Origin of the sequence: Amycolatopsis sp. cmx-11-12, assembly GCF_046269425.1 — a bacterium.
Taxonomy (GTDB): Bacteria; Actinomycetota; Actinomycetes; order Mycobacteriales; family Pseudonocardiaceae; genus Amycolatopsis.
This window is the reverse complement of the sequence record NZ_JADNQM010000069.1, coordinates 1-19,353: the sequence shown is the minus strand read 5'-3', so window position 1 is coordinate 19,353 and position 19,353 is coordinate 1. Positions and strand designations below refer to the sequence as shown.

The following is a 19,353-nucleotide window of genomic DNA, read 5'->3' as shown; positions in this document are numbered from 1 at the left end:
CCGCGATCCGCGCCTTCATCGACGGCTGGAACAACCGCTGCCACCCGTTCACCTGGACCAAGACCGCCGACGAAATCCTGCCCCACGCCACCCGTCAACGAACATCAGACGCGCGACACTAGAGGACTACTTGCGGTCGGGGTAGGCAGCGCGTCAGGCGACGGTGGCGTCCAGCGTGACCTCGATGTTCCCCCGCGTCGCCTTGGAGTACGGGCACACCTGGTGCGCGCCCTGGACCAGCTCGTCGGCGGTGGCCTGGTCGATGCCGGAGGCTTCCAGGTGCAGCGCGGCGCTCAGGTGGAACTCGCCCGCGTCGGTGTCGTGGTGCAGCGTCACCTCGGCGACGACGGCGAGGTCGTTCAGCGGCACCTTCTTCACACCCGCGACGCGGCGGACGGCGCCGACGAAGCAGGACGCCCAGCCCGCGGCGAACAGCTGCTCGGGGTTCGTGCCGTCCCCGGCGCCACCGAAGGCCTTCGGCACGGAGAGGCCGACGTCGAGCACGCCGTCGTCGGAGGTCGCGCGGCCGCCGTTGCGGCCTTCCGCGGTCGAAGTGGCGACGGCGGTGTACGTGGTTTCAGACATGCCGCAAACCTAGGAATCCGAGCGGGACCGCGGCGACCGTCAGGCGACGTCACTCCTGTACGTCATGGGCGGACGACGTACGCAGACGACGTCGTCCGACGGTCGCGGCGGCCGCACGGGGCGACCTACCTTTCCGCTCATGTCCCAGCCGCAGGAAGTCCGGTACCGCTTCACCGTGCTCGGCCCGCCCGGCTTCACCAGCGGCGGCACCCGGCTGGACCTCGGCTCGCCCCAACAGCAGGCCGTCCTGATGCTGCTGCTGGCCAACGCCGGCAGTTTCGTCCGGACCGGTGAGCTGATCGACGGGCTCTGGGGCGAGCGGGCACCCGCGACCGGAGAGGCCGTCATCCGGACCTACATCTCCCGTCTCCGGCGGCTGCTTTCCTTGCAGGGACTGGGATCGGCGATCATCTCACAGTCCGGCGGCTACCAGCTGGACCCGGACTCGTTCGAGGTGGACGCCACCGAATTCGCCAGGCTGATCGAGAACGCGCGTCAGGCGCACACCGTGGAGACGGCGGCGAAGCTGCTGGAGCGAGCGCTCGGTCTCTGGACCGGAACGGCGCTGGCGGGCGTCCCCGGTGAAGCCGCGGAACACGAGCGCTCGCGGCTCGAACGGCTGAAACTGACCGCCACCCAGGAACTGCTCCGGCTCCGCCTGGAACTCGGGGATCACGCCGAGGTGATGGCCGAGGTGCCCGTGCTGATCGAGCGGAACCGCCTCGAAGAGCCGCTGTACGAGATCTATCTCCTCGCTCTCCATCGCGGCGGGCGCCGTGCCGAGGCGCTCGAACTCTACCGGGTGATCCACGACCTGTTCGACGAGGAACTCGGGGTCCGCCCAGGGCCGAAACTGCGGGCTCTCCACGAAAAGGTGCTCCGCGCCGAGGACGAGCAGGTGCCTGTTCTCCGTGAATCGGGTTCGCTGTTCGTCGGACGGGAGCGCGAACGCGCCGAATTCCGGCGGTTGCTCGCGAGGGATCCGGCCAAGGGCGTCGAAGTGCTGTTCTACACCGGCGCTCCCGGCATCGGGAAGTCGACGCTGCTGCGGAAGTTCGCCGACGACGCGGCCGCCATGGACAGGCCAGTCCGGTTGGTCGACGTGTTCGAGGACCTCGACGATCCGGCCGCCTTCTTGCGCCGCCTCCCCGCAGACGCCACGGTCGTGATCACGGGCCGGAGCGGACCGGATGCCACGCTGCTGGTCGATCCGGCCTGGGCGGGGAGGATCCGGCTCCGGAAGCTCGAAGCCTTGAGTGAAACCGAGTCCGCCGCGCTGCTCGAGGCGCGCGATGTCGACCCCAGTCTCCAGAAGTCCATTGTGGACTTCGCAGCGGGAAATCCGTTCGCGCTTTCCCTCGCCGCCGAGGTCAGCAGGGCACCGCGAGAGGACTCGGAACGGTACGTGGTGGACACCGTTTACACCCATCTGGCCGGAAATCCTCCGACGGAGGCACACCGGTGGGCGTTGTACGTGTGTGCGCAAGCGAGCCACACCACCGAAGACCTCCTCCGGTCCGTGCTGCCGGGAGGCCGTTCGTCGGAGCTGTTCGACTGGCTCCGCGGCCACCCCTGTGTCGAGGCCGCCACCGACGGCCTCGTCCTCGACGGTGTGCTCCGCGAGGTGCTCGACCGGCACCTCCGGTGGCGTGACCCGGCCGGCCGCGCACGGATGCGCGGCCGGATCGCCCGGGTCACGACCGGCCGCTGATCAGGTGCGCAGCCACACCGCCGTGTCCGTCGGGAGTTCGCCGTCGACCGGGCCACTCGCCAAGAGCACTTCGCGATGCGGCGGAAGCTGTACCGGCGCGTCCGAGAAGTTCAGCACGAAAGTGAACTCCGGCTCCCGGGTGAACGCGAGCACGCTGTCGCCGAGTGACAGCCACTCCAGATCGCCGGGGCCGAGCGCGGACAGTTCGTCCCGCAGGCGCAGACCGGCACGGTACAGCCGGAGCATCGACGCGGGATCGGCCGCCTGCGCCTCCGCTGTGCTGGAGCGCCATTCCGCGGGCTGAGGCAGCCACGTTCCGCCGGTGCCGAAGCCGAACGGTGGGGCGTCGCCGGACCAGGGGAGCGGAACGCGGCAGCCGTCACGGCCCGGGTCGGCGCCGTGCGTGCGGGCCCACACCGGGTCCTGACGGAGTTCGTCCGGGATGTCCTCGATCTCCCACAGACCGAGCTCTTCCCCTTGGTAGACATACAAACCACCGGGAAGCGACAAAGTCAGCAGCGCCGCCGCCCGCGCCCGGCGGGTGCCGAGCGCACGGTCCACCGGAGTGCCGTGCAGCCGGTCGGCGAACGCGAAACCGGTGTCACCCTCGCGTCCGTACCGGGTCACGTGCCGGGTGACGTCGTGGTTCGACAGGACCCAGGCCGCGGGCGCGTCGACCTCCGCGTGCGCCACCAGCGTCCGCTCGATGACATCCCGGAAGCGTGCGGAATCCCAGGGACAAACCAGGAAGTCGAAGTTGAACGCGGCGTGCAGTTCGTCGCGGCGGAGATAACGCGCGGCACGCGACATGTCCGGCAGCCACATCTCGCCGACCAGCACCCGGTCACCCGGATAGCTGTCGGCGATCTTGCGCCACGACCGGTAGATCTCGTGCAGCCCCTCCTGGTCGGAGAACGGCGTTTCGTCACCGGGATCGACGTCGGGCAACCGCGGGTCCTTCACCAGCCCGTCGGCGACGTCGATGCGGAAACCGTCGACCCCGCGGTCGAACCAGAACCGCAGCACGTCCTCGAAATCCGCGCGGATGTCCTGGTTGTCCCAGTTGAAGTCGGGCTGTCGCGAGCTGTACAGGTGCAGGTACCACTCGCCGTCCGGGACTCGCGTCCACGCGGAACCGCCGAAGCGCGACTTCCAGTTGTTGGGCGGTTCGGAGCCATCCGGCCCGCGACCAGGGCGGAACCAGAACCGTTGCCGCTCAAGCGATCCAGGCTCCGCAGCCAGTGCCTCCTGGAACCAGCGATGCTCGTCGGAACAGTGGTTCGGCACGATGTCGATGATCACGCGGATACCCCGCGCGTGTGCGGCGGCGATCAGGTCCTCCGCCTCGGCGAGCGTGCCGAAGAGCGGGTCGATCTCCCGGAAGTCGGCGACGTCGTAGCCGCCGTCGTCCATCGGCGACGGATACCACGGGGTGAACCAGATCGCGTCGATACCCAGTTCCGCCAGGTAGTCCAGCCGCGCGCGGACCCCGGCGAGATCGCCGACGCCGTCACCGTTCCCGTCGGCGAAACTGCGGATGTAGACCTGGTAGATCGCCGCGCTCCGCCACCATCCGGCGGTCTGCCCCAATGCGGTCACGGAAATGCCCTCCCAATCGTTTGCGGAAACCCCGAGGGTCAGCCTTTGACGCTGCCGGCGGTGAGCCCGGCGAGGATGTGCCGCTGGAACGCCAGGAACAACGCCACCATCGGCAGGCTGGCCAGCACCATGCCTGCGACCAGCACGTTCAGTGGCATGTCGATGGCCACCCGCTGCAACATCACCGACAGCGTCTGCTTTTCGGTATCCGGGAACACCAGCAACGGCCAGATGAAGTCCTTCCACGCGGCCACCACCGCGAGGATCGAGACCACGGCCAGGATCGGGCGCGAGATCGGCAGGATGATGCGCCACAGCGTGCGCACCGGTCCGGCGCCGTCGAGCCGTGCGGCTTCGATCAGCTCGTCCGGGATCTGGTCGAAGAACCGTTTCAGCAGATAGATGTTGAACGCGTTCGCGGCGGCGGGCAGCCACACCGCCGCCGGTGAGTTGATCAGGTTGACGTGCAGCAGGGGGAGATCGGTGATCGTCACGTAGGTCGGCACCAGCAGTGCCGCCGCCGGGAGCATCAGTGTCGCCAGCATGAGTCCCAGTACGACGTTGCCGAATTTCGGCCGCAGTTTCGACAACGCGAACGCGGCGGGGACGTCGATGGCCAGCTGGGCCAGCCAGGCACCTCCGGCGACGATGATCGTGTTGAGGAAGTACTTGCCGAGGCTCAACTGGTTCCACGCGTCGCCGAAGGTCTCCGGATGCCACTCGTTCGGCACGAACGTCGCCGGTGTCCGCGCCAGCTCCTGCGGTGACTTCATCGCCCCGGTCACCGCCCAGTACAGCGGGAACAGGAACGCGATGACGAACAGGAGCAGGGTGCAGCCGAAGACGACGGCGTACGCGATCTTGCCGCCGGGGCTGCGGAGCGTGCTGGGGGAGACGAGGGTTCTCATGACTGATCCGCCTTCCTGGTCAGGCGCACGTACAACGCGGAGAACACCCCGAGCGCGACGAACAGCAACAGGCTCAACGCGCTGGCCGAGCCGAAGTCGTTGTAGACGAAGGCATAGCGGTACAGCAGCAGGAGCACGGTCACCGTCGAGTCGTCCGGCCCGCCGCCGGTCATCACGTACGGCTCGGTGAACACTTGCATGGTCGCGACGACCTGCAACAGCAGAAGCACCAGCAGCACGAACCGGGTCTGCGGGAGAGTGACGTGGATCAGGCGCTTCCACAGCCCGGCGCCGTCGAGTTCCGCGGCTTCGTAGAGTTCGCCGGGGATCGTGCCGAGCGCGGCCAGGTAGATCAGTGTGGTGCTGCCCATGTTCGCCCAGGTGGAGACGAACACCAGCGACAACATCGAGGTGTCGCTCGAGTCGAGCCATTGGCCGCCGGGCAGGCCGACCGCGCCGAGTGCGGAGTTGAACAGGCCGGAACCCGGGTCGTAGAACCATTTCCACATCAGGGCGGTGACCACCGGTGGCAGCATCACCGGCAGGTAGACCGCGAGCCGGAAGAACGCCTTGGCGTGCCGCAGTTCGTTGAGCAGCACCGCGGTCAGGAACGGCACCACGAACCCGAACACCAGCGCGAGTCCGGTGAACAGCAAGGTGTTGCGCCAGGCGACGCCGAACAGCGGATCCTCGAACAGGCGGGTGAAGTTGTCGAAACCGACCCACGACGGTGGGTTGACGAAGTCGACCTGCTGGAAGCTCAGCAGCACCCCGCGCACGATCGGGTACCAGGAGAACAGCGCGAACACCACGAGCGCGGCGCACAGCAGGCCGTACGCGGTGAGGTTCTCCTTGAGCTTGCGGACGTTACTTGATCTGTGCGAGGACACTGTTGACCTTCGACTCGGCCGACGCCAGCTGCTGATCGACGTTCGCGTTCCGGTCGGTGAGCACCGCCTGCATCACGCTGTCGAGGATCGCGTAGACCTGCTGCGCGTTCGGCGGCTCGATGCTGCCCTTGATAGTGGAACTGGCGTCCACATAGGACTTGAAGTTCTCGGCGGGGACGTTGGCGTGCCTGGTCTTCAGCGCGAGCTGCTGATCACGGACGGCACCTTGCCAGATGTCCGGCGTCGGCTCGGCCGGCAGCCCGACCGGCTGCTTGCCGTCGACGTACTGCTGGACGTGCTTCTCGAAGCGCTCCGGGTTGAGGTACTTCCAGCGGACCCATTCCAGGCCCGCCTTGATCTTCTCCGGCGTGGCCTTGGGGTTGATCATGTAGCCCTCGCCGCCCAGCAGCGTGCCCTGCCCGCCCGGCATCCCGGCGACGCCGTAGTCCTCGTACTTGCCGTTGAACTGCTTGACCAGCACCAGGACGTTGTCCGGGGCCGCCATGTACATGCCGAGCTGGCCCGCGCCCATCATGCGCTGGACGTCCTGGGCTTCGAGCAACTGCTTGCTGCCCATGGTGTCGTCGTCCCACCGCATGGCCCGCAGCTGGTTCAGGGCGGCTTTGGCCTTGTCGTTGTTGAAGGCGGCGACCCACTTGTCGCCGTCCTTGCGGGCGACCTCGCTGCCCATGGAGTAGAGCCAGCCGGTCAGGTGCCAGCCGCCCTGGTTGTTCTTGCTGTAGTCGGCGTATCCGACGGTGCCGTTGCCCAATGCGGCGATCTTCTTCGCGGCTTCACGGACCTCGTCCCAGGTCTGCGGTGGTTTGTTCGGGTCGAGCCCGGCCTTCTGGAACAGCGGGCGGCTGTAGAGCAGGCCCATGCTGTAGTTCATCGTCGGCAGGCCGTACAGCTTGCCGCCGGAGTCGCGGAAGTTGTCCAGCAGCTCCGGCTTGATGTCGTTGAAGTTCTTCAGGCCCTTGGCCGCTTCGGTGATGTCGGCGGCCTGGCGGCGCGCGATGATCTGCGCCGGGTCGGTGAAGTAGACGTAGTAGACGTCTTCGAGCTGACCGCCCGCGAGCTTGGCGGAGAACGTCTTCGGGTCCATGAACCCTTCGTGCGGCTCGATGTCGATGTCCGGGTGGGACTCCTCGAACTCCTTGACGTCGGCGTCGAACACGCTCCGCTCGAACGGCTGGCTGGTCGGGGGCTGGCCGGTGACGGTGATCTTGACCTTGCTCCCGGCCCCGGTGCTTTCACCGGAGCCGGAACCGCAGGCTGCCACCCCCAGCGTGAGCCCGCCCGCGACGAGCAGGCAGAACATCCGGCGGCGCACGGCAGGGGACCAAGTGCTGCTCATCTCAAGCCTCATCTCGGAATCGCGACGGCTGTCACGTGATTGCGGTCACTCTAAAGTGAAGCTCCAGATTGACGCAATAACTGGATGAGAACTTGCAACTTTCCGACAACGCCTGGCGCCACCGCGAGCCACGAGAGTGGAGGGACGCAAGTAGCCGGCTACTTGCGGAGGGGGACGGCAAGGTGCGGTCGCGAGGGAGGGGCCCGGCATCTGTTCGCACGCGTTCGCCTGGCCGTGAAGGCCTCCTTGCCTACCCTGAAGGTAGGGAAAGAGTCCTTCACTGCCCGCCACCGTGAGCCACGAGAGTCGAGGGACGCAAGTAGCCAACTACTTGCGGAGGGGGGAAGGGCGCAAGTAGTCGGCTACTTGCGGGGGTGGTGGAGCGCAAGTGGTCGGCTAGTTGCGTGGAGGGTTACCGGCGGGCGGTGGAGCCCCGGACGACGAGTTCGGGGGCGAACAGCAGTTCCTCCGCCGCCACCTCACCCCCGTTGATGCGCTTGACCAGCAGTTCCACCACGGCGCGGCCCATCGCCTCGATCGGCTGGCGGGTGGTGGTGAGTGGCGGGTCGGTGCAGTTCATCAGGGCCGAATCGTCGTAGCCGACCACCGAGATGTCGTCGGGTACCGACAATCCCTGCCGCCGGGCCGCGCGGATCGCGCCGAGCGCCAGCAGGTCGCTCGCGCACAGGACGGCGGTGGCGCCGCGCGGGTACAGCCGCGCCGCGGCCGCGTGACCGCCTTCGATGGAGAACATGCCGTGTTCGATGAGTTCGTCCAGGACCGGGAGGCCGAGTTTCCCGGCGTAGGCGCGGAACGCTTCGAGTTTGCGTTGCGACGGCACGTGGTCGGTCGGGCCGAGGACGAGGCCGATCTTCTCGTGCCCGAGTGAGCTCAGATGTCCCACGACCTGCTCGACGGCGACCGCGTCGTCGCATGAGATCTGCGGCAGTCCGAGGTGGTCGACGGCGGCGTTGATCAGCACCGTCGGCAGGCGGCGTTCGGCGAGGTGGTGGTAGTGGGAGTGCACCGCGTCGGCCTGGGCGTAGAGCCCGCCGGCGAACACCACGCCGGAAACCTGTTGCTGGAGCAGCAGTTCGACGTACTCCGCTTCGGAGACCCCGCCCGCGGTGCGCGTGCACAGCACCGGGGTGAAACCCTGCTGGGCGAGCGCGTTGCCCATGATCTCGGCCAGTGCGGGGAAGATGGGGTTCTGTAGTTCGGGAAGGACCAGTCCGACCAGACGGGCGCGGTCGCCCCGCAGCTGGGTCGGCCGTTCGTAGCCCATCACGTCCAGCGCGGTGAGAACGGCGGCCCGGGTTCCGGCGGAGACCCCGGACCGGCCGTTGAGTACCCGGCTGACCGTGGCTTCACTGACCCCGACCTTGCGGGCGACTTCGGCAAGACGACGCGTCATGGGTGAAACTTTACCGCAAGTGAGCGCAAAAACTAGACACTCTTGATCGGTGTGGTTGCGTGGAAGTCGCGCGAAGAGGGAACGAGCGCGGCCGCGGCCGGAGCGGCGAAGCAGACGACAGTGCACACCGCCAGCACCGGCACCGCGCCGAACTGGCCGATCGCGGGCGCGATGAACGCCAGCCCGGCGGGTGCCAGGCCGTAGGAGAACAGGAAGTCCAAAGAGGACACTCGCGCGAGTTTGCCTGGTTCGACCTCCCGCTGGGTCGCGGTGAACCACGGGACGTTGAACAGCTCGATGCCCAGTCCGGCGACGGCGTAGGCCGCGATGACGAAGGCCGGGTGCACCGGGAACAGCAGGCTCAGTGGTGCGAAGCCGTAGCAGCCGAGTCCGATCAGGGCCGCCCAGCCTTGCCGCTTCGGGCGCCAGCGCGCGATGACGACGGCGCCCGCGAGCGCGCCGAGCGTGTACGCGGTCAGCCCGCCGGCCAGGACGGCTTCGGTGTCGTAGCGGTCGCGGCTGACCAAGGGCAGCACGACGCCGGTGGCGGAGTAGCCGGTCGCGATCACGGCGGTCAGCGCGCCGAGTCCGGCCAGGAACCACGGATGACGGCGAGCTTCGCGGAGTCCGTCGGCGAACTCGCCGAAGAATCGGGCCTTCGCGACCGGCGACGGCGCGAAGGTGCCTCCCGGCGGGATCAGCGCCGCGCCCAGCCAGAGCACGCCGGTGCCGATGACAAGGACCGACGTGGAGGCGAACTGGGAAAGCAGCGCGGTGAGACCGGGTGCGACCAAAGTCGTGACCCGGACGGCCAGCGTCATCGCGGCATTGGCCTGCTGGCGCTGGTGTTCGTCGATCACTTCGGCGGTCAGCGCCTGGAACGCCGGGCGGCACGCGCCCTGGCCGATGCCGACGACGGCGGCCGCGGCGGCCATCACCAGGACGGACCGGCCCATCCCGACCGCGATCAGGGGAGTGGCGAGGCCGGCGATGAGACCCGCCCAGAGCACGACCAGACGACGCGAGTGCCGATCGGCGAGGACCCCCGCCACCGGGACGGCCACGAGGAAACCCACGGTGCGCGCGGCCAGCACGATGCCCAGGTCCACGGCCGAAAGTGACCGTTCGAGCACGGCCAGTCCGAGGATGAACGGCAGCGCCCAGGTCGCCAGCCCGGAGGCCGTGTTCCCGGTCCACAGCCGTCCGAACGACAGGCTGCGGAACACCGAGGTCCGTGTCTGCGCGGTGTCGTCGGTCACTCGGTGTCGCACCCCTGCTCATTTGAATAACGAACGGATAACGCCGTGATCCGTGGGCGATCCCGGTCCGTAGTACCCGGTATGTCCCGGGCGTCAGCGATGCGCGACAGCGGGCCCGGTCGCGCTCTACTCTGCCACCCGTGCGCATGCTGACCCCGACCCGAGGCCCGGCCCGGCGCCTCCGTGGCGGGGCCGTGGGGGTGCTGACCGGCATCCTGGCGACCGGTGCCCACCTGGGCGCCAGCGGACGCGTCCCCGACCTCGGCGTGGTCGTGCTGCTCGTCGCCCTGCTCAGCTGGGTGGCGTATGCGCTCGCGGGGCGTCAACGAGGTCCGCTCGCGATCCTCTGCCTGGTCGGTGGTGGGCAGTTGGCGATGCACGCCTCCCTCACCTTCCTGGCCTGGGAATCGCACTCCCAGCACACCGAAGCCCCGGGCAACGGCCTGCTCATGACCGCCGGGCACGCCGCCGCGACCCTCGTGGTGGTCGCGGTGCTGACAGGCGCCGAGCATGTGCTGTTCGCCCTCACGACGCTGATCGCTTCGGTCCTTCCGCGCCGCCTGACGCCGCGGCCCGCGACGGCGCCGCTGCGGATCCACGTCCCGCTCGCGGTGAAGTACCCCGCGACCGAGGCGCTCCTGCGTGACGTGCTCTCCCGGCGCGGTCCGCCGGTGTCGTTCGCCTGATCCCCGAAACCCTGCCGAGACCCGTGTCGCGGCAGGGCTCAGCACGCGCGCCGTGACGACTTCCGGCGTGCGGCGCAGGCGCATGCCTCCCCACCGACGCCTCAGGAGTTCCCCCATGGCAACACAAACCGAACCGACCACGAGTCCACCGCGCGCGTCCGCCTGGCGCGGGTTGTTCCTCCGGCTCCACTTCTACGCCGGCGTCCTCGTCGGCCCCTTCGTCCTCATCGCGGCGCTCACCGGCGTCCTGTACGCGGCGACTCCGCAAATGGAGTCCTGGGTCTACTCCGACCAGTTGCGGGCACCCGTCGGGCTGAGCCAGGTCTCGCTCGCCGATCAGGTCAAGGCGGCGCAAGCGGCCAACCCCGGCGGCGACCTGGTCGCGATCCGGCCCGCCCCTGAACCGGGCGACACGACCCGGGTGCTGTTCGCCGAGGACGGGCTCGGCGAGTCCGAACGACGCGCGGTCTTCGTCGACCCCGCCACCGCGCAGGTGCGCGGGGACCTCGTCGCGTACGGCTCGAGCGGTGCCTTGCCATTTCGGACCACGCTCGACCAGTTGCACCGCAACCTGCTGCTCGGTGAACCGGGTCGGCTCTACAGTGAACTCGCCGCGTCCTGGCTGTGGGTGGTCGCGCTGGGCGGCCTCGTGCTGTGGGTGAGCCGCCGTCGCGCCCGCCGGGCCGAGAAGGCGGCGAAAACGGAGTCCCCACGTGGGAAATCCGTTCGCAGGCACGGATCTGTCGGCCTGTGGGTGCTGCTCGGTGCGCTGTTCCTGTCCGCGACGGGGCTGACGTGGTCGACATACGCGGGGGAGAACGTCTCCGCGTTGCGCGAATCTCTCGGCTGGGCCACCCCGGCGCTGAAGGTGACGGGCACCGACGAGCACGCCGGTCACTCCGGGCACGGGGAAGCGCCCGCCGCACCTGCCCCCGCCCGGCCCGAGAGTGTGGACGCGATGCTCGCCTCGGCCCGCGCCGCCGGGATCGACGCGGCTTCGGTCGAGATCGGGCTGCCAACCAAGCCCGGGTCTCCTTGGCAGGTGGCGGAAGTCGAACGCGGCTGGCCGACACAGGTCGACGCCGTCGCCGTCGACGGCACCACCGGCCAGATCCTGGGCGAGGTGCGGTTCGCCGACTATCCGCTGATGGCGAAGCTGGCCCGCTGGGGCATCGACGCGCATATGGGCGTGCTTTTCGGCTGGCCCAATCAGATCGTGCTGCTCCTGCTGGGCGCCGGGCTGGTCACGCTGGTCGTGCTCGGCTACCGGATGTGGTGGCAGCGCAGGCCCACCAGGTCGACCGGGCTGACGTTCGGACGGCCCATCCCACGCGGGCAGTGGCGGAAGGCGCCGCCCGCCCTGGTGGCGGGGCTCGTCGTCCTCGCCGCCGCGATCGGCTGGTTCGTGCCGCTGTTCGGCATCAGCCTGCTGGCGTTCCTGGTGATCGACCTGCTGCTGGGCCTGCGGCCCGGCCGTCGGTCCAAACCGGACTCCGCCGACGTCACCGTGTGACCTCGACACCGGTGAGACCGACGCTCGCCGCCCACAACCGGGCGGCGAGCGCGGTGTCGGCGAGCTTTCCGCGTACCGGTTCCCGCCGGGGTTCCCCGCGCAGGCCGAACACCCGCGGGCCGAACATCTCGCCGCCGCGCACGGTCGGGTCGAGGACCGCGCGGACGGCCGGCCAGGCCCCGGCTTCCTTGCCGTGCAACAGAAGTCCGGCGGGGAACTTCCGGCCACTCGGTGCCGGGTGCACCGGCCTCGGCGGCGTCAGTGAGTCGAGCGCGCCGCCGGGATGGTCGACGACGCTCAGCACCGTGCTCCCGGCCGCGCGCAGCCGCCGGTCGAGTTCGAAGGCGAACAGCATCTGCGCCAGCTTCGAGCGCGCGTAGGTGCGCTTGGGCTGGTAGTCCCGCTTGTTCTGGAGGTCGTCCAGGTCGAGTTCCGCGGACTTGCCCACAAAGCTGCCCGTGGTGACGACGCGACCGGCCTCCGCCGCTTCGAGCAGCGGCATCAGGTGGTGCACCAGGACGAAATGCCCCAGATGGTTGGTGGCGAACGTCAGTTCGTGGCCATCGGCGGTCTCGCGCCTCGGCTGATCCTCCAAGAGCACACCCGCGTTGCAGACGACGGCGTCGAGCCGCTCGATCTCCAGGGTGTCCACAGAGGACTTGAGGGACGAGAGGTCGGAGAGATCGAGCCGCAGATGCCCGAGGTTCGCGTCCGGGACCCGGGTCCGGATCGACGTCATCGCGGCGTCGGCCTTGGTGGCGTCCCGGCTGCCGAGGAGCACGGTGGCACCGGAGCCGGCGAACTGTTCGGCGGCGAAGTAGCCGATACCCGCGTTGCCGCCGGTGACCAGGAAGGTCTTGCCGTCGGCGCGCGGAAGGTGGTGGACGTCCCAAGAGGTCATAGCGGGCTCCCAGCAAAGTCGAAGTCACTCCGAATATACATATAGTTCGAATTCGGAGAGCATCCGATGTATTGTGGGCCGCATGACACGGACCGAGCCGGGCAGGCGTGAGCGCAAGAAAGCGGCGACCCGCCAGGCCTTGTCGGAGGCGGCGCGAGCCCTGTTCCTGGAACGGGGCTTCGACAACGTCACCGTCGCGGAGATCGCGGAGGCCGCGGACATGGCGGTGTCCACGCTGTTCGCGCATTTCCCCGGCGGCAAGGAGGCGCTGATCCTCGGCCACGGGCGCGCACGCGAAGAGGCGCTGGCCGCCGCGGTGCGCGACCGCGCCGAGGACGTCTCGATCTTGCAGGCGTTGCGGGACTTCCTCGCGACCCGCGGTCCGTTCGATCCGGATCCCGATCCGCTGTCACGCCGCGTCGCGGATCTGGTGGTCGCCACCCCGGCACTGCGCGCCTACGCCAGGACACTCTGGACCGGTTGCGAGGACGCGCTCACGGAAGTCATCGCCGAGCAGTCCGGCCAGGACGATTTCTCCGTGCGGCTGCTGGCCCGCTATGTCTTGGAGATCCCGGACCTGGCCGGTGTCGAGCCCGATCCCGCCACCGCGCTGGACGCCGCGTTCGTCTTCCTGCGGCGGGGCTGGCCTGGGTTCTGATCGCCCAGATCCTCGGTCGGGACGTCGTACGTCTCGCGAGCGGTGAACGCGGCCGCCGCGCTGAGCAGACAGACCGCGGCGGTGAAGACGGCGACGCCGAGCCAGTCGTCCTTTCCGGAGCCGATCGCGGCCACCACACTCGGCGCGAACCCGGCGATGGCGAATCCGATCTGGGTGCCGATCGCCATTCCCGAGAGGCGGACCTTGGCGCTGAACATCTCGCCGTAGAACGACGGCCACACCCCGTTGACGCCGCTGTAGGCCACGCCGAACAGCAGGATGCCGAGGGTGAAGATCAGCGGATACGAACCGTCCGAAATGGACCACAGGTACGGGAAGATCAGCACCGCGCAGCCGAGACAGCCCGCGATGAACACCGGTTTGCGCCCGATCCGGTCGGAAAGCCCTGCCAGGAAAGGGATCGCGAGCAACGCGGCGACGTTGGCGAGTACGCCGACCCACAGGATCGGCCCGCGCTCCAGCCCGACCGTGTTGACCGCGTAGCTCAGCGCGTAGACGGTGAAGATCGTGCTGACCGAAGCGATCGTGGCCGCGGCGATGACCCGGAGCACGTCCCTCCAGTGTGTCCGGAAGAGCACGGCGACCGGCAGCTTGGCGACCTCGGCCTTGTTCTGTTCGAACACCGGTGTTTCGTCGATCTTGCGGCGGATCACGAATCCGACGATCACCACGACGGCACTGCACCAGAACGGGATCCGCCAGCCCCAAGTGAGCAGTTGGTCCTGGGGGAGCGCGGCGATCGGCAGGAAGGCGGCGGTGGCGAGGATCTGGCCGGCTTGCGTGCCACTGAGGGTGAAACTCGTGTAGTAGCCACGCCGGTCGGCCGGCGCGTGCTCCATCGACATCGAGTTGGCGCCCGCCTGCTCCCCGGCGGCCGAAAGTCCTTGCAGCAGGCGGAGAACCACCAGCAGGACCGGTGCCAGCACACCGACTGAGGCGTACGTCGGCAGGCAGCCGACGAGGAAGGTCGTGGCCCCCATCAGCAACAGCGTGAAGACTAGGACCTTCTTGCGGCCCAGCCGATCGCCGACGTGTCCGAGCACGAACGCGCCGACCGGGCGGGCGAGGTACCCGACGCCGAAGGTCGCCAGTGCGAGCAGCGTTCCGGTGGCGGGGGAGGAGGCAGGGAAGAAGACCTTGTTGAACACCAGTGCCGCGGCGGTTCCGTAGATGAAGAAGTCGTAGTACTCCAAGGCGCTGCCGATCCAGGCGGCCAGTGCGGCCTTGCGGGGCATGCCTTGCGTGACTGGGGAAGGAGGGGCCACGTCGACGCTCCAATGTACGATCCAGCAATGTACGATCTAGTTAGTTAATACAGCGTGCGAGACGGTGCCCCGGTTGTCAAGAGCCGGGGTATCAGGCTGTCAGGTACTCGATCACCAGGTCGCCCAGCATCTGGCGATAGTGCGCGCGGCGCGCGGGGTCGAGCATGTCGCGACCGAAGATCGCGGAGAAGGTGTGCCGGTTCGCGAGCCGGAACACGCAGAACGAGCTGATCACCATGTGCACGTCGAGCGCGTCGACGTCGTCACGGAAGCGGGCGGCTTCCCGGCCGCGGCCGAGGATGCGGGTGAGTACGTCGAGAGCGGGGTTCGCCATGCCGGATAAGGCTTCGGAGCGCGCGATGTGCTCGCCGTGATGGATGTTCTCGATGCTCACGAGGCGAATGAAGTCCGGATTCGCCTCGTGGTGATCGAAAGTGAGCTCGGCCAGCTGGCGGATCGCGTCCTCGGGTTCGAGGTGGTCGACGTCCAGGTCCTGCTCGAGGGCGCGGATGGTGGCGTACGCCCGTTCGAGCGCGGCGACGTAGAGCTGTTCCTTGCCGCCGAAGTAGTAATAGATCATCCGCTTCGTGGTGCTCGTGCGCGCGGCGATCTCGTCCACCCTCGCGCCGGCGTAACCCTTGTCGGCGAACTCCCTGGTGGCCACCGCGAGGATTTCGGCGCGGGTGCGTTCCTTGTCGCGCTGGCGCTCGACCTCGGACGACGGTGCTGCCACCTGACTCCCTTCGAACCGCTGGTGGAGGCCCCACTCTAGCGCAGCCCTTCTCGCGTCGGCCTGTTCACGCTACAGTGAACTCACTAGTTCGTACATTAACGGAGGATCTTGGTGACCAGCTACCTCATCGGCCTGGTCGGCACCGGTATCGGGCCGTCGCTGAGCCCGGCGCTGCACGAACGGGAAGCCGACGAACTCGGGCTGCGCTATCTCTACCGGCGGCTCGACCTCGACGTGCTGAGGATGCCGATCGGTGAGGTACTGGCCGCCGCGCGGACCGCCGGTTTCGACGGGCTCAACGTCACCCATCCGGTGAAGCAACAGGTGTTGCCGTACCTCGACGAGATCGCGCCCGAAGCCGCCGCGCTCGGCGCGGTGAACACGGTGGTGTTCCGCGAGGGGCTGGCGACCGGGCACAACACCGACGCGACCGGCTTCGCCCGCAACCTCACCCAAGGCCTGCCCGATGCCGACATGGACACCGTCGTGCTTCTCGGGGCGGGCGGGGCGGGCGCGGCCGTGGCCCACGCCCTGCTTTCACTCGGGACCGGACGGCTGGTCGTCCACGACGTCGACTCCGCCCGCGCCGGGACGCTGGTGGCCGGACTGCGGCGGCGTTTCGGCGCCGATAGGGCGCTTTCCGGCTCGCTTGAAGACGTCCGAGTCGCCGACGGCCTCGTCCACGCCACCCCGACCGGAATGGCCGCGTACCCGGGATCCCCGGTGCCCGCCGATTCGCTGCGCCCGGGGATGTGGGTGGCCGACATCGTGTACCGCCCGCTGGAGACCACGCTGCTGAAGCAGGCGCGGGAGCGCGGATGCCGGACGTTGCACGGCGGCGGGATGGTGGTCTTCCAGGCGGCGGACTCGTTCCGCCTGTTCACCGGCGCGGAACCCGACGCGGACCGGATGATCCGGCATTTCGAAGCGCTGGAAGGGAAACCCGCCCATGTCCGGTGACACGGCCATCGCGACCGTCTGCCTTTCCGGGACGCTCGAGGACAAACTCGCGGCCGCCGCCGCTGCCGGGTTCGACGGTGTCGAGATCTTCGAGAACGACCTGATCGCGTCACGCCGGTCGCCGTCGGAGATCCGGCGGCTCTGCGCCGATCTCGGCCTCACGATCGACCTCTACCAGCCTTTCCGCGATTTCGAAGCGGTGCCGCCGGACGTGCTCCGGTCGAATCTCCGCCGGGCGCGGCGGAAGTTCGACCTCATGGCCGAACTCGGGGCGGACACCGTCCTGGTCTGTTCGTCGGTCTCGCCCGACGCCGTCGATGACGACGACCTCGCCGCTTCGCACCTGCGCGAGCTGGCCGAACTGGCCGGGGAACGCGGAATCCGTGTCGCCTACGAAGCGCTCGCGTGGGGCCGGTTCGTGAACACCTACGAGCACGCGTGGCGCATCGTCCGGCGGGCGGATCATCCGGCACTGGGAGTTTGCCTCGACAGCTTCCACATCCTGTCGCGACGCAGCGACCCTCGCGCGATCCGGACGATCCCGGGGGAAAAGATCTTCTTCCTGCAACTGGCCGACGCGCCCTTGCTGGACATGGATGTGCTGCACTGGAGCAGGCACCACCGGCTCTTTCCGGGTCAGGGCGCGTTCGACCTGGCCGCGTTCACCGGTCACGTGCTGGCGGCCGGCTACCGAGGGCCGCTTTCGCTGGAGGTCTTCAACGACGTCTTCCGGCAGGCGGACCCGCGCCCCGCGGCCGTCGATGCGATGCGATCCCTGGTGGCCTTGCGGGAATCCGTTGGCACGCTTGAGGTTCCCGCGGCGCCTCGGCTGGATGGGCATGCCTTCGCGGAACTCTCCGTTTCGGGAGCAGTGCTCGAGGCTCTCGGTTTCGTGCACACCGGGTCACATCGCTCGAAGCCGGTTCGCCTGTGGCAACAGGGGTCCGCGCGGTTGCTGGTGAACGACGACACCGCGGACGGCACGATCAGCGCGCTCGGCCTGACCAGTGCGAACCCTGTCGGATCAGCACGCCGGGCGGAGACGTTGCTCGCACCCGTGCTGCCCCGCGAGCACGGCCCGGACGAGGCGGACCTCTCGGCCGTCGCCGCACCGGATGGCACTGAGATCTTCTTCTGTGGCAATGACGAGTGGCTTCGCGACTTCGTTCCTTCCGGGGCGGCGCCCGCCGGGTCGGGTATCACCGGCATCGACCACGTCGCTTTGACGCAACCCTTCGATCACTTCGACGAGGCGACGCTGTTTTATCGTTCGGTGCTGGGTCTGCGGCCCGATGAGGTCTCGGAGTTCGCGGCGCCGTTCGGCTTGGTGCGCAGCCGGGCGGTCGGCGATCGGGATGTCCGGCTGACGTTGGACAGTGCCTTGGTGCGGCGAGGGGAGTGGGCGCCGGGAGTGCCTTCGCCGCAACACATCGCTTTCGCTTGCGAGGACGCTTTCGCCGTCGCGCGCGCCATGCGGGAAAGTGGTGCGCCTTTGCTGGAGATTCCCGGGAACTATTACGACGATCTCGACGCCCGGTTCGGCCTGCCGTTCGCGGCTCTGTTACGGGAGAACTCGGTGCTGTACGACCGGGACGAGCACGGCGAGTTCCTGCACTTCTGCACGGAGCTGGTCGGGTCGCGGGTGTTTTTCGAGGTGGTGCAACGGATCGGCGGATATCGCGGGTACGGGGTCGTGAACACACCGGTGTACATGACCGCGCATCGGGAACGGCGGCTGAGTCTCACTCGCTGAGCGTTTTTGTCGGTGGCCGGTTGTAGGTTCCTTCCGTGGCTACTTCTGGGGCCGAACTCATGGCCGTTCTCAGGGAAATGACCGATCCGAATCTTTTGGAGGAGATCAATGCTTTTGCGGATTCCTTGGATGACAAGGAATCCATGCTCGTTTCGAAGGAAGTCACTGTTGCTCTCGCGCGTCTTGAGGCAGTGCGGTTTCGCGCTCTGTCACGGTTGAGCGAGGTTCGTGACGGCGTGCGGAGCGTGGTGCAGGAGGTGGCGATGGGCTTGCACCTCGTGGACGGTTTCGCTGGCTCTCTCGTGGCGACCGGTGTGGCGTTGACGTCACGGTTGCCGAGGACGTTGTCGTTGATGGACAGGGGCAAACTGGACGGTTTCTCCGCCACCAAGGTGGCCGAGGCGACTGCCTGGCTGTCCGATGAGGACTCGCTCGTCGCCGACGCGGCGCTGGAGTCGAGGTTGCCGGAGAAGAACAGTGTTCAGGTTCGCAAAGCGGCGAGCTACGCGGCGATGAGAGCTGATCGAGCCGGTGCCGACAGGAAGGCGACCGAGCGCAGGGAAGGACGTCGGTTGTCCATGGCGCAAGGCGAGGCCGGAGTCGCCTCGATCGAGGTGGTGGACGGCCCGGTGGAGAAGGTCACCGCCGCCTACCAGCGGATCAATCGTGAGGCTCGGGCACTGCGGAATCAGGGTGACACGCGGACGATGGATCAGCTCCGGGCCGACATCGCCCTGGACCTGCTGCTGGGTGGGCAGGGCGGTGTCTCGGAACGCACCGAGGTGTTCCTGTACATGGACCTCTCCACGTATCTGGGGCTGAACCATGATCCCGTGAAGATGGCCGGGCATGGTCACATCCCCGCCTCGCTGGCACGTCAGATCGCCGCCGGCTCGAACACCGTGCTCCGGCGCATCATCACCGACCCGCTCAGCGGTCAAGTCCAAGACCTGGGCAGAACCCGGTATCGCCCCGACGCGGCGACAGCCGAATTCGTCCGCGTCCGGGACCGTGAGTGCCGAAGACCCGGCGTGCGCCACGAGGCGCTGTCAATCAATGTGGAGGTGAAAGACCTGCACCATTGTTATGTCGCATCATAGCGGTGATAGCTGAGGGCAGCGGAACCAGGAGACGCTGGGG

At 68.2% G+C, this 19,353-nt stretch carries 17 protein-coding genes and 1 pseudogene; 8 read left to right on the top strand and 10 right to left on the bottom strand.

The window, feature by feature from the left end:
* Window positions 1-122, top strand: a pseudogene (locus tag ACLARN_RS43015) (IS630 family transposase); the annotation flags it as partial.
* A gap of 31 nt (window positions 123-153) precedes the next feature.
* Here the strand turns inward: ACLARN_RS43015 and ACLARN_RS43010 are convergent.
* Complete coding sequence (locus ACLARN_RS43010; protein ID WP_409497254.1) at window positions 154-585, bottom strand: organic hydroperoxide resistance protein; 432 nt, start codon at window positions 583-585, stop codon at window positions 154-156.
* A gap of 139 nt (window positions 586-724) precedes the next feature.
* Between ACLARN_RS43010 and ACLARN_RS43005 the strand changes: the two genes are divergently transcribed.
* Window positions 725-2,296: a BTAD domain-containing putative transcriptional regulator gene (locus tag ACLARN_RS43005; RefSeq protein ID WP_409497253.1), complete on the top strand. Its 1,572-nt coding sequence runs from the start codon at window positions 725-727 to the stop codon at window positions 2,294-2,296.
* Here ACLARN_RS43005 and ACLARN_RS43000 read toward each other — a convergent pair whose 3' ends face one another.
* The 6 genes from ACLARN_RS43000 to ACLARN_RS42975 all read right to left on the bottom strand — a co-directional run bounded on the left by ACLARN_RS43000 (window position 2,297) and on the right by ACLARN_RS42975 (window position 9,690).
* Window positions 2,297-3,895 carry a glycoside hydrolase family 13 protein gene (locus ACLARN_RS43000; protein ID WP_409497252.1) on the bottom strand — a complete coding sequence of 533 codons (1,599 nt, stop codon included), beginning with the start codon at window positions 3,893-3,895 and terminating at the stop codon, window positions 2,297-2,299.
* A gap of 38 nt (window positions 3,896-3,933) precedes the next feature.
* On the bottom strand, window positions 3,934-4,803 hold the full coding sequence (locus ACLARN_RS42995) for a carbohydrate ABC transporter permease (protein WP_409497251.1): 870 nt from the start codon (window positions 4,801-4,803) through the stop codon (window positions 3,934-3,936).
* The gene (locus ACLARN_RS42990; RefSeq protein WP_409497250.1) at window positions 4,800-5,693 is read right to left on the bottom strand and encodes a carbohydrate ABC transporter permease; all 894 of its coding nucleotides are present in this window, start codon (window positions 5,691-5,693) and stop codon (window positions 4,800-4,802) included. Before ACLARN_RS42990 ends, ACLARN_RS42995 begins: the two co-directional genes overlap by 4 nt.
* Window positions 5,671-7,050 (bottom strand): ABC transporter substrate-binding protein, encoded by a 1,380-nt coding sequence (locus ACLARN_RS42985; protein WP_409497249.1) that lies wholly within the window; start codon window positions 7,048-7,050, stop codon window positions 5,671-5,673. The genes ACLARN_RS42990 and ACLARN_RS42985 overlap by 23 nt, the downstream gene beginning before the upstream one ends.
* A 412-nt stretch (window positions 7,051-7,462) precedes the next feature.
* Entirely contained in the window at window positions 7,463-8,464 is a 1,002-nt protein-coding gene (locus tag ACLARN_RS42980) for a LacI family DNA-binding transcriptional regulator (protein ID WP_409497248.1), read from the bottom strand.
* Window positions 8,465-8,496: 32 nt separating this feature from the next.
* Entirely contained in the window at window positions 8,497-9,690 is a 1,194-nt protein-coding gene (locus tag ACLARN_RS42975) for an MFS transporter (RefSeq protein ID WP_409497257.1), read from the bottom strand.
* A gap of 179 nt (window positions 9,691-9,869) precedes the next feature.
* On the opposite strand from ACLARN_RS42975, the gene ACLARN_RS42970 reads away from it, so the two are divergent.
* Window positions 9,870-10,409 (top strand): hypothetical protein, encoded by a 540-nt coding sequence (locus ACLARN_RS42970; RefSeq protein ID WP_409497256.1) that lies wholly within the window; start codon window positions 9,870-9,872, stop codon window positions 10,407-10,409.
* Between the two features lie 115 nt (window positions 10,410-10,524).
* Window positions 10,525-11,922 carry a PepSY-associated TM helix domain-containing protein gene (locus tag ACLARN_RS42965; RefSeq protein ID WP_409497247.1) on the top strand — a complete coding sequence of 466 codons (1,398 nt, stop codon included), beginning with the start codon at window positions 10,525-10,527 and terminating at the stop codon, window positions 11,920-11,922.
* Here ACLARN_RS42965 and ACLARN_RS42960 read toward each other — a convergent pair.
* On the bottom strand, window positions 11,912-12,823 hold the full coding sequence (locus ACLARN_RS42960; RefSeq protein WP_409497246.1) for an SDR family NAD(P)-dependent oxidoreductase: 912 nt from the start codon (window positions 12,821-12,823) through the stop codon (window positions 11,912-11,914). The two genes, ACLARN_RS42965 and ACLARN_RS42960, sit on opposite strands and share 11 nt — an antisense overlap.
* Window positions 12,824-12,905: 82 nt before the next feature.
* On the opposite strand from ACLARN_RS42960, the gene ACLARN_RS42955 reads away from it, so the two are divergent.
* Window positions 12,906-13,481: a TetR/AcrR family transcriptional regulator gene (locus ACLARN_RS42955; protein WP_409497245.1), complete on the top strand. Its 576-nt coding sequence runs from the start codon at window positions 12,906-12,908 to the stop codon at window positions 13,479-13,481.
* On the opposite strand, the gene ACLARN_RS42950 is transcribed toward ACLARN_RS42955, so the two are convergent.
* Window positions 13,379-14,737, bottom strand: a complete 1,359-nt coding sequence (locus tag ACLARN_RS42950; RefSeq protein WP_409497244.1) for an MFS transporter — start codon at window positions 14,735-14,737, stop codon at window positions 13,379-13,381. The genes ACLARN_RS42955 and ACLARN_RS42950 overlap by 103 nt on opposite strands.
* Window positions 14,738-14,858: 121 nt before the next feature.
* Window positions 14,859-15,500, bottom strand: coding sequence for a TetR/AcrR family transcriptional regulator (locus ACLARN_RS42945; protein ID WP_409497243.1), 642 nt, complete (start codon window positions 15,498-15,500; stop codon window positions 14,859-14,861).
* Between the two features lie 111 nt (window positions 15,501-15,611).
* Between ACLARN_RS42945 and ACLARN_RS42940 the strand changes: the two genes are divergently transcribed.
* From ACLARN_RS42940 to ACLARN_RS42930, 3 genes are read left to right on the top strand one after another with little or no spacing between them, the layout of a single operon-like run.
* Window positions 15,612-16,460 (top strand): shikimate dehydrogenase, encoded by an 849-nt coding sequence (locus tag ACLARN_RS42940; protein ID WP_409497242.1) that lies wholly within the window; start codon window positions 15,612-15,614, stop codon window positions 16,458-16,460.
* Complete coding sequence (locus tag ACLARN_RS42935; protein ID WP_409497241.1) at window positions 16,450-18,213, top strand: bifunctional sugar phosphate isomerase/epimerase/4-hydroxyphenylpyruvate dioxygenase family protein; 1,764 nt, start codon at window positions 16,450-16,452, stop codon at window positions 18,211-18,213. Before ACLARN_RS42940 ends, ACLARN_RS42935 begins: the two co-directional genes overlap by 11 nt.
* A 59-nt stretch (window positions 18,214-18,272) precedes the next feature.
* Window positions 18,273-19,313 (top strand): DUF222 domain-containing protein, encoded by a 1,041-nt coding sequence (locus ACLARN_RS42930; protein WP_409497255.1) that lies wholly within the window; start codon window positions 18,273-18,275, stop codon window positions 19,311-19,313.
* The last annotated feature ends 40 nt before the right edge of the window (window positions 19,314-19,353 follow it).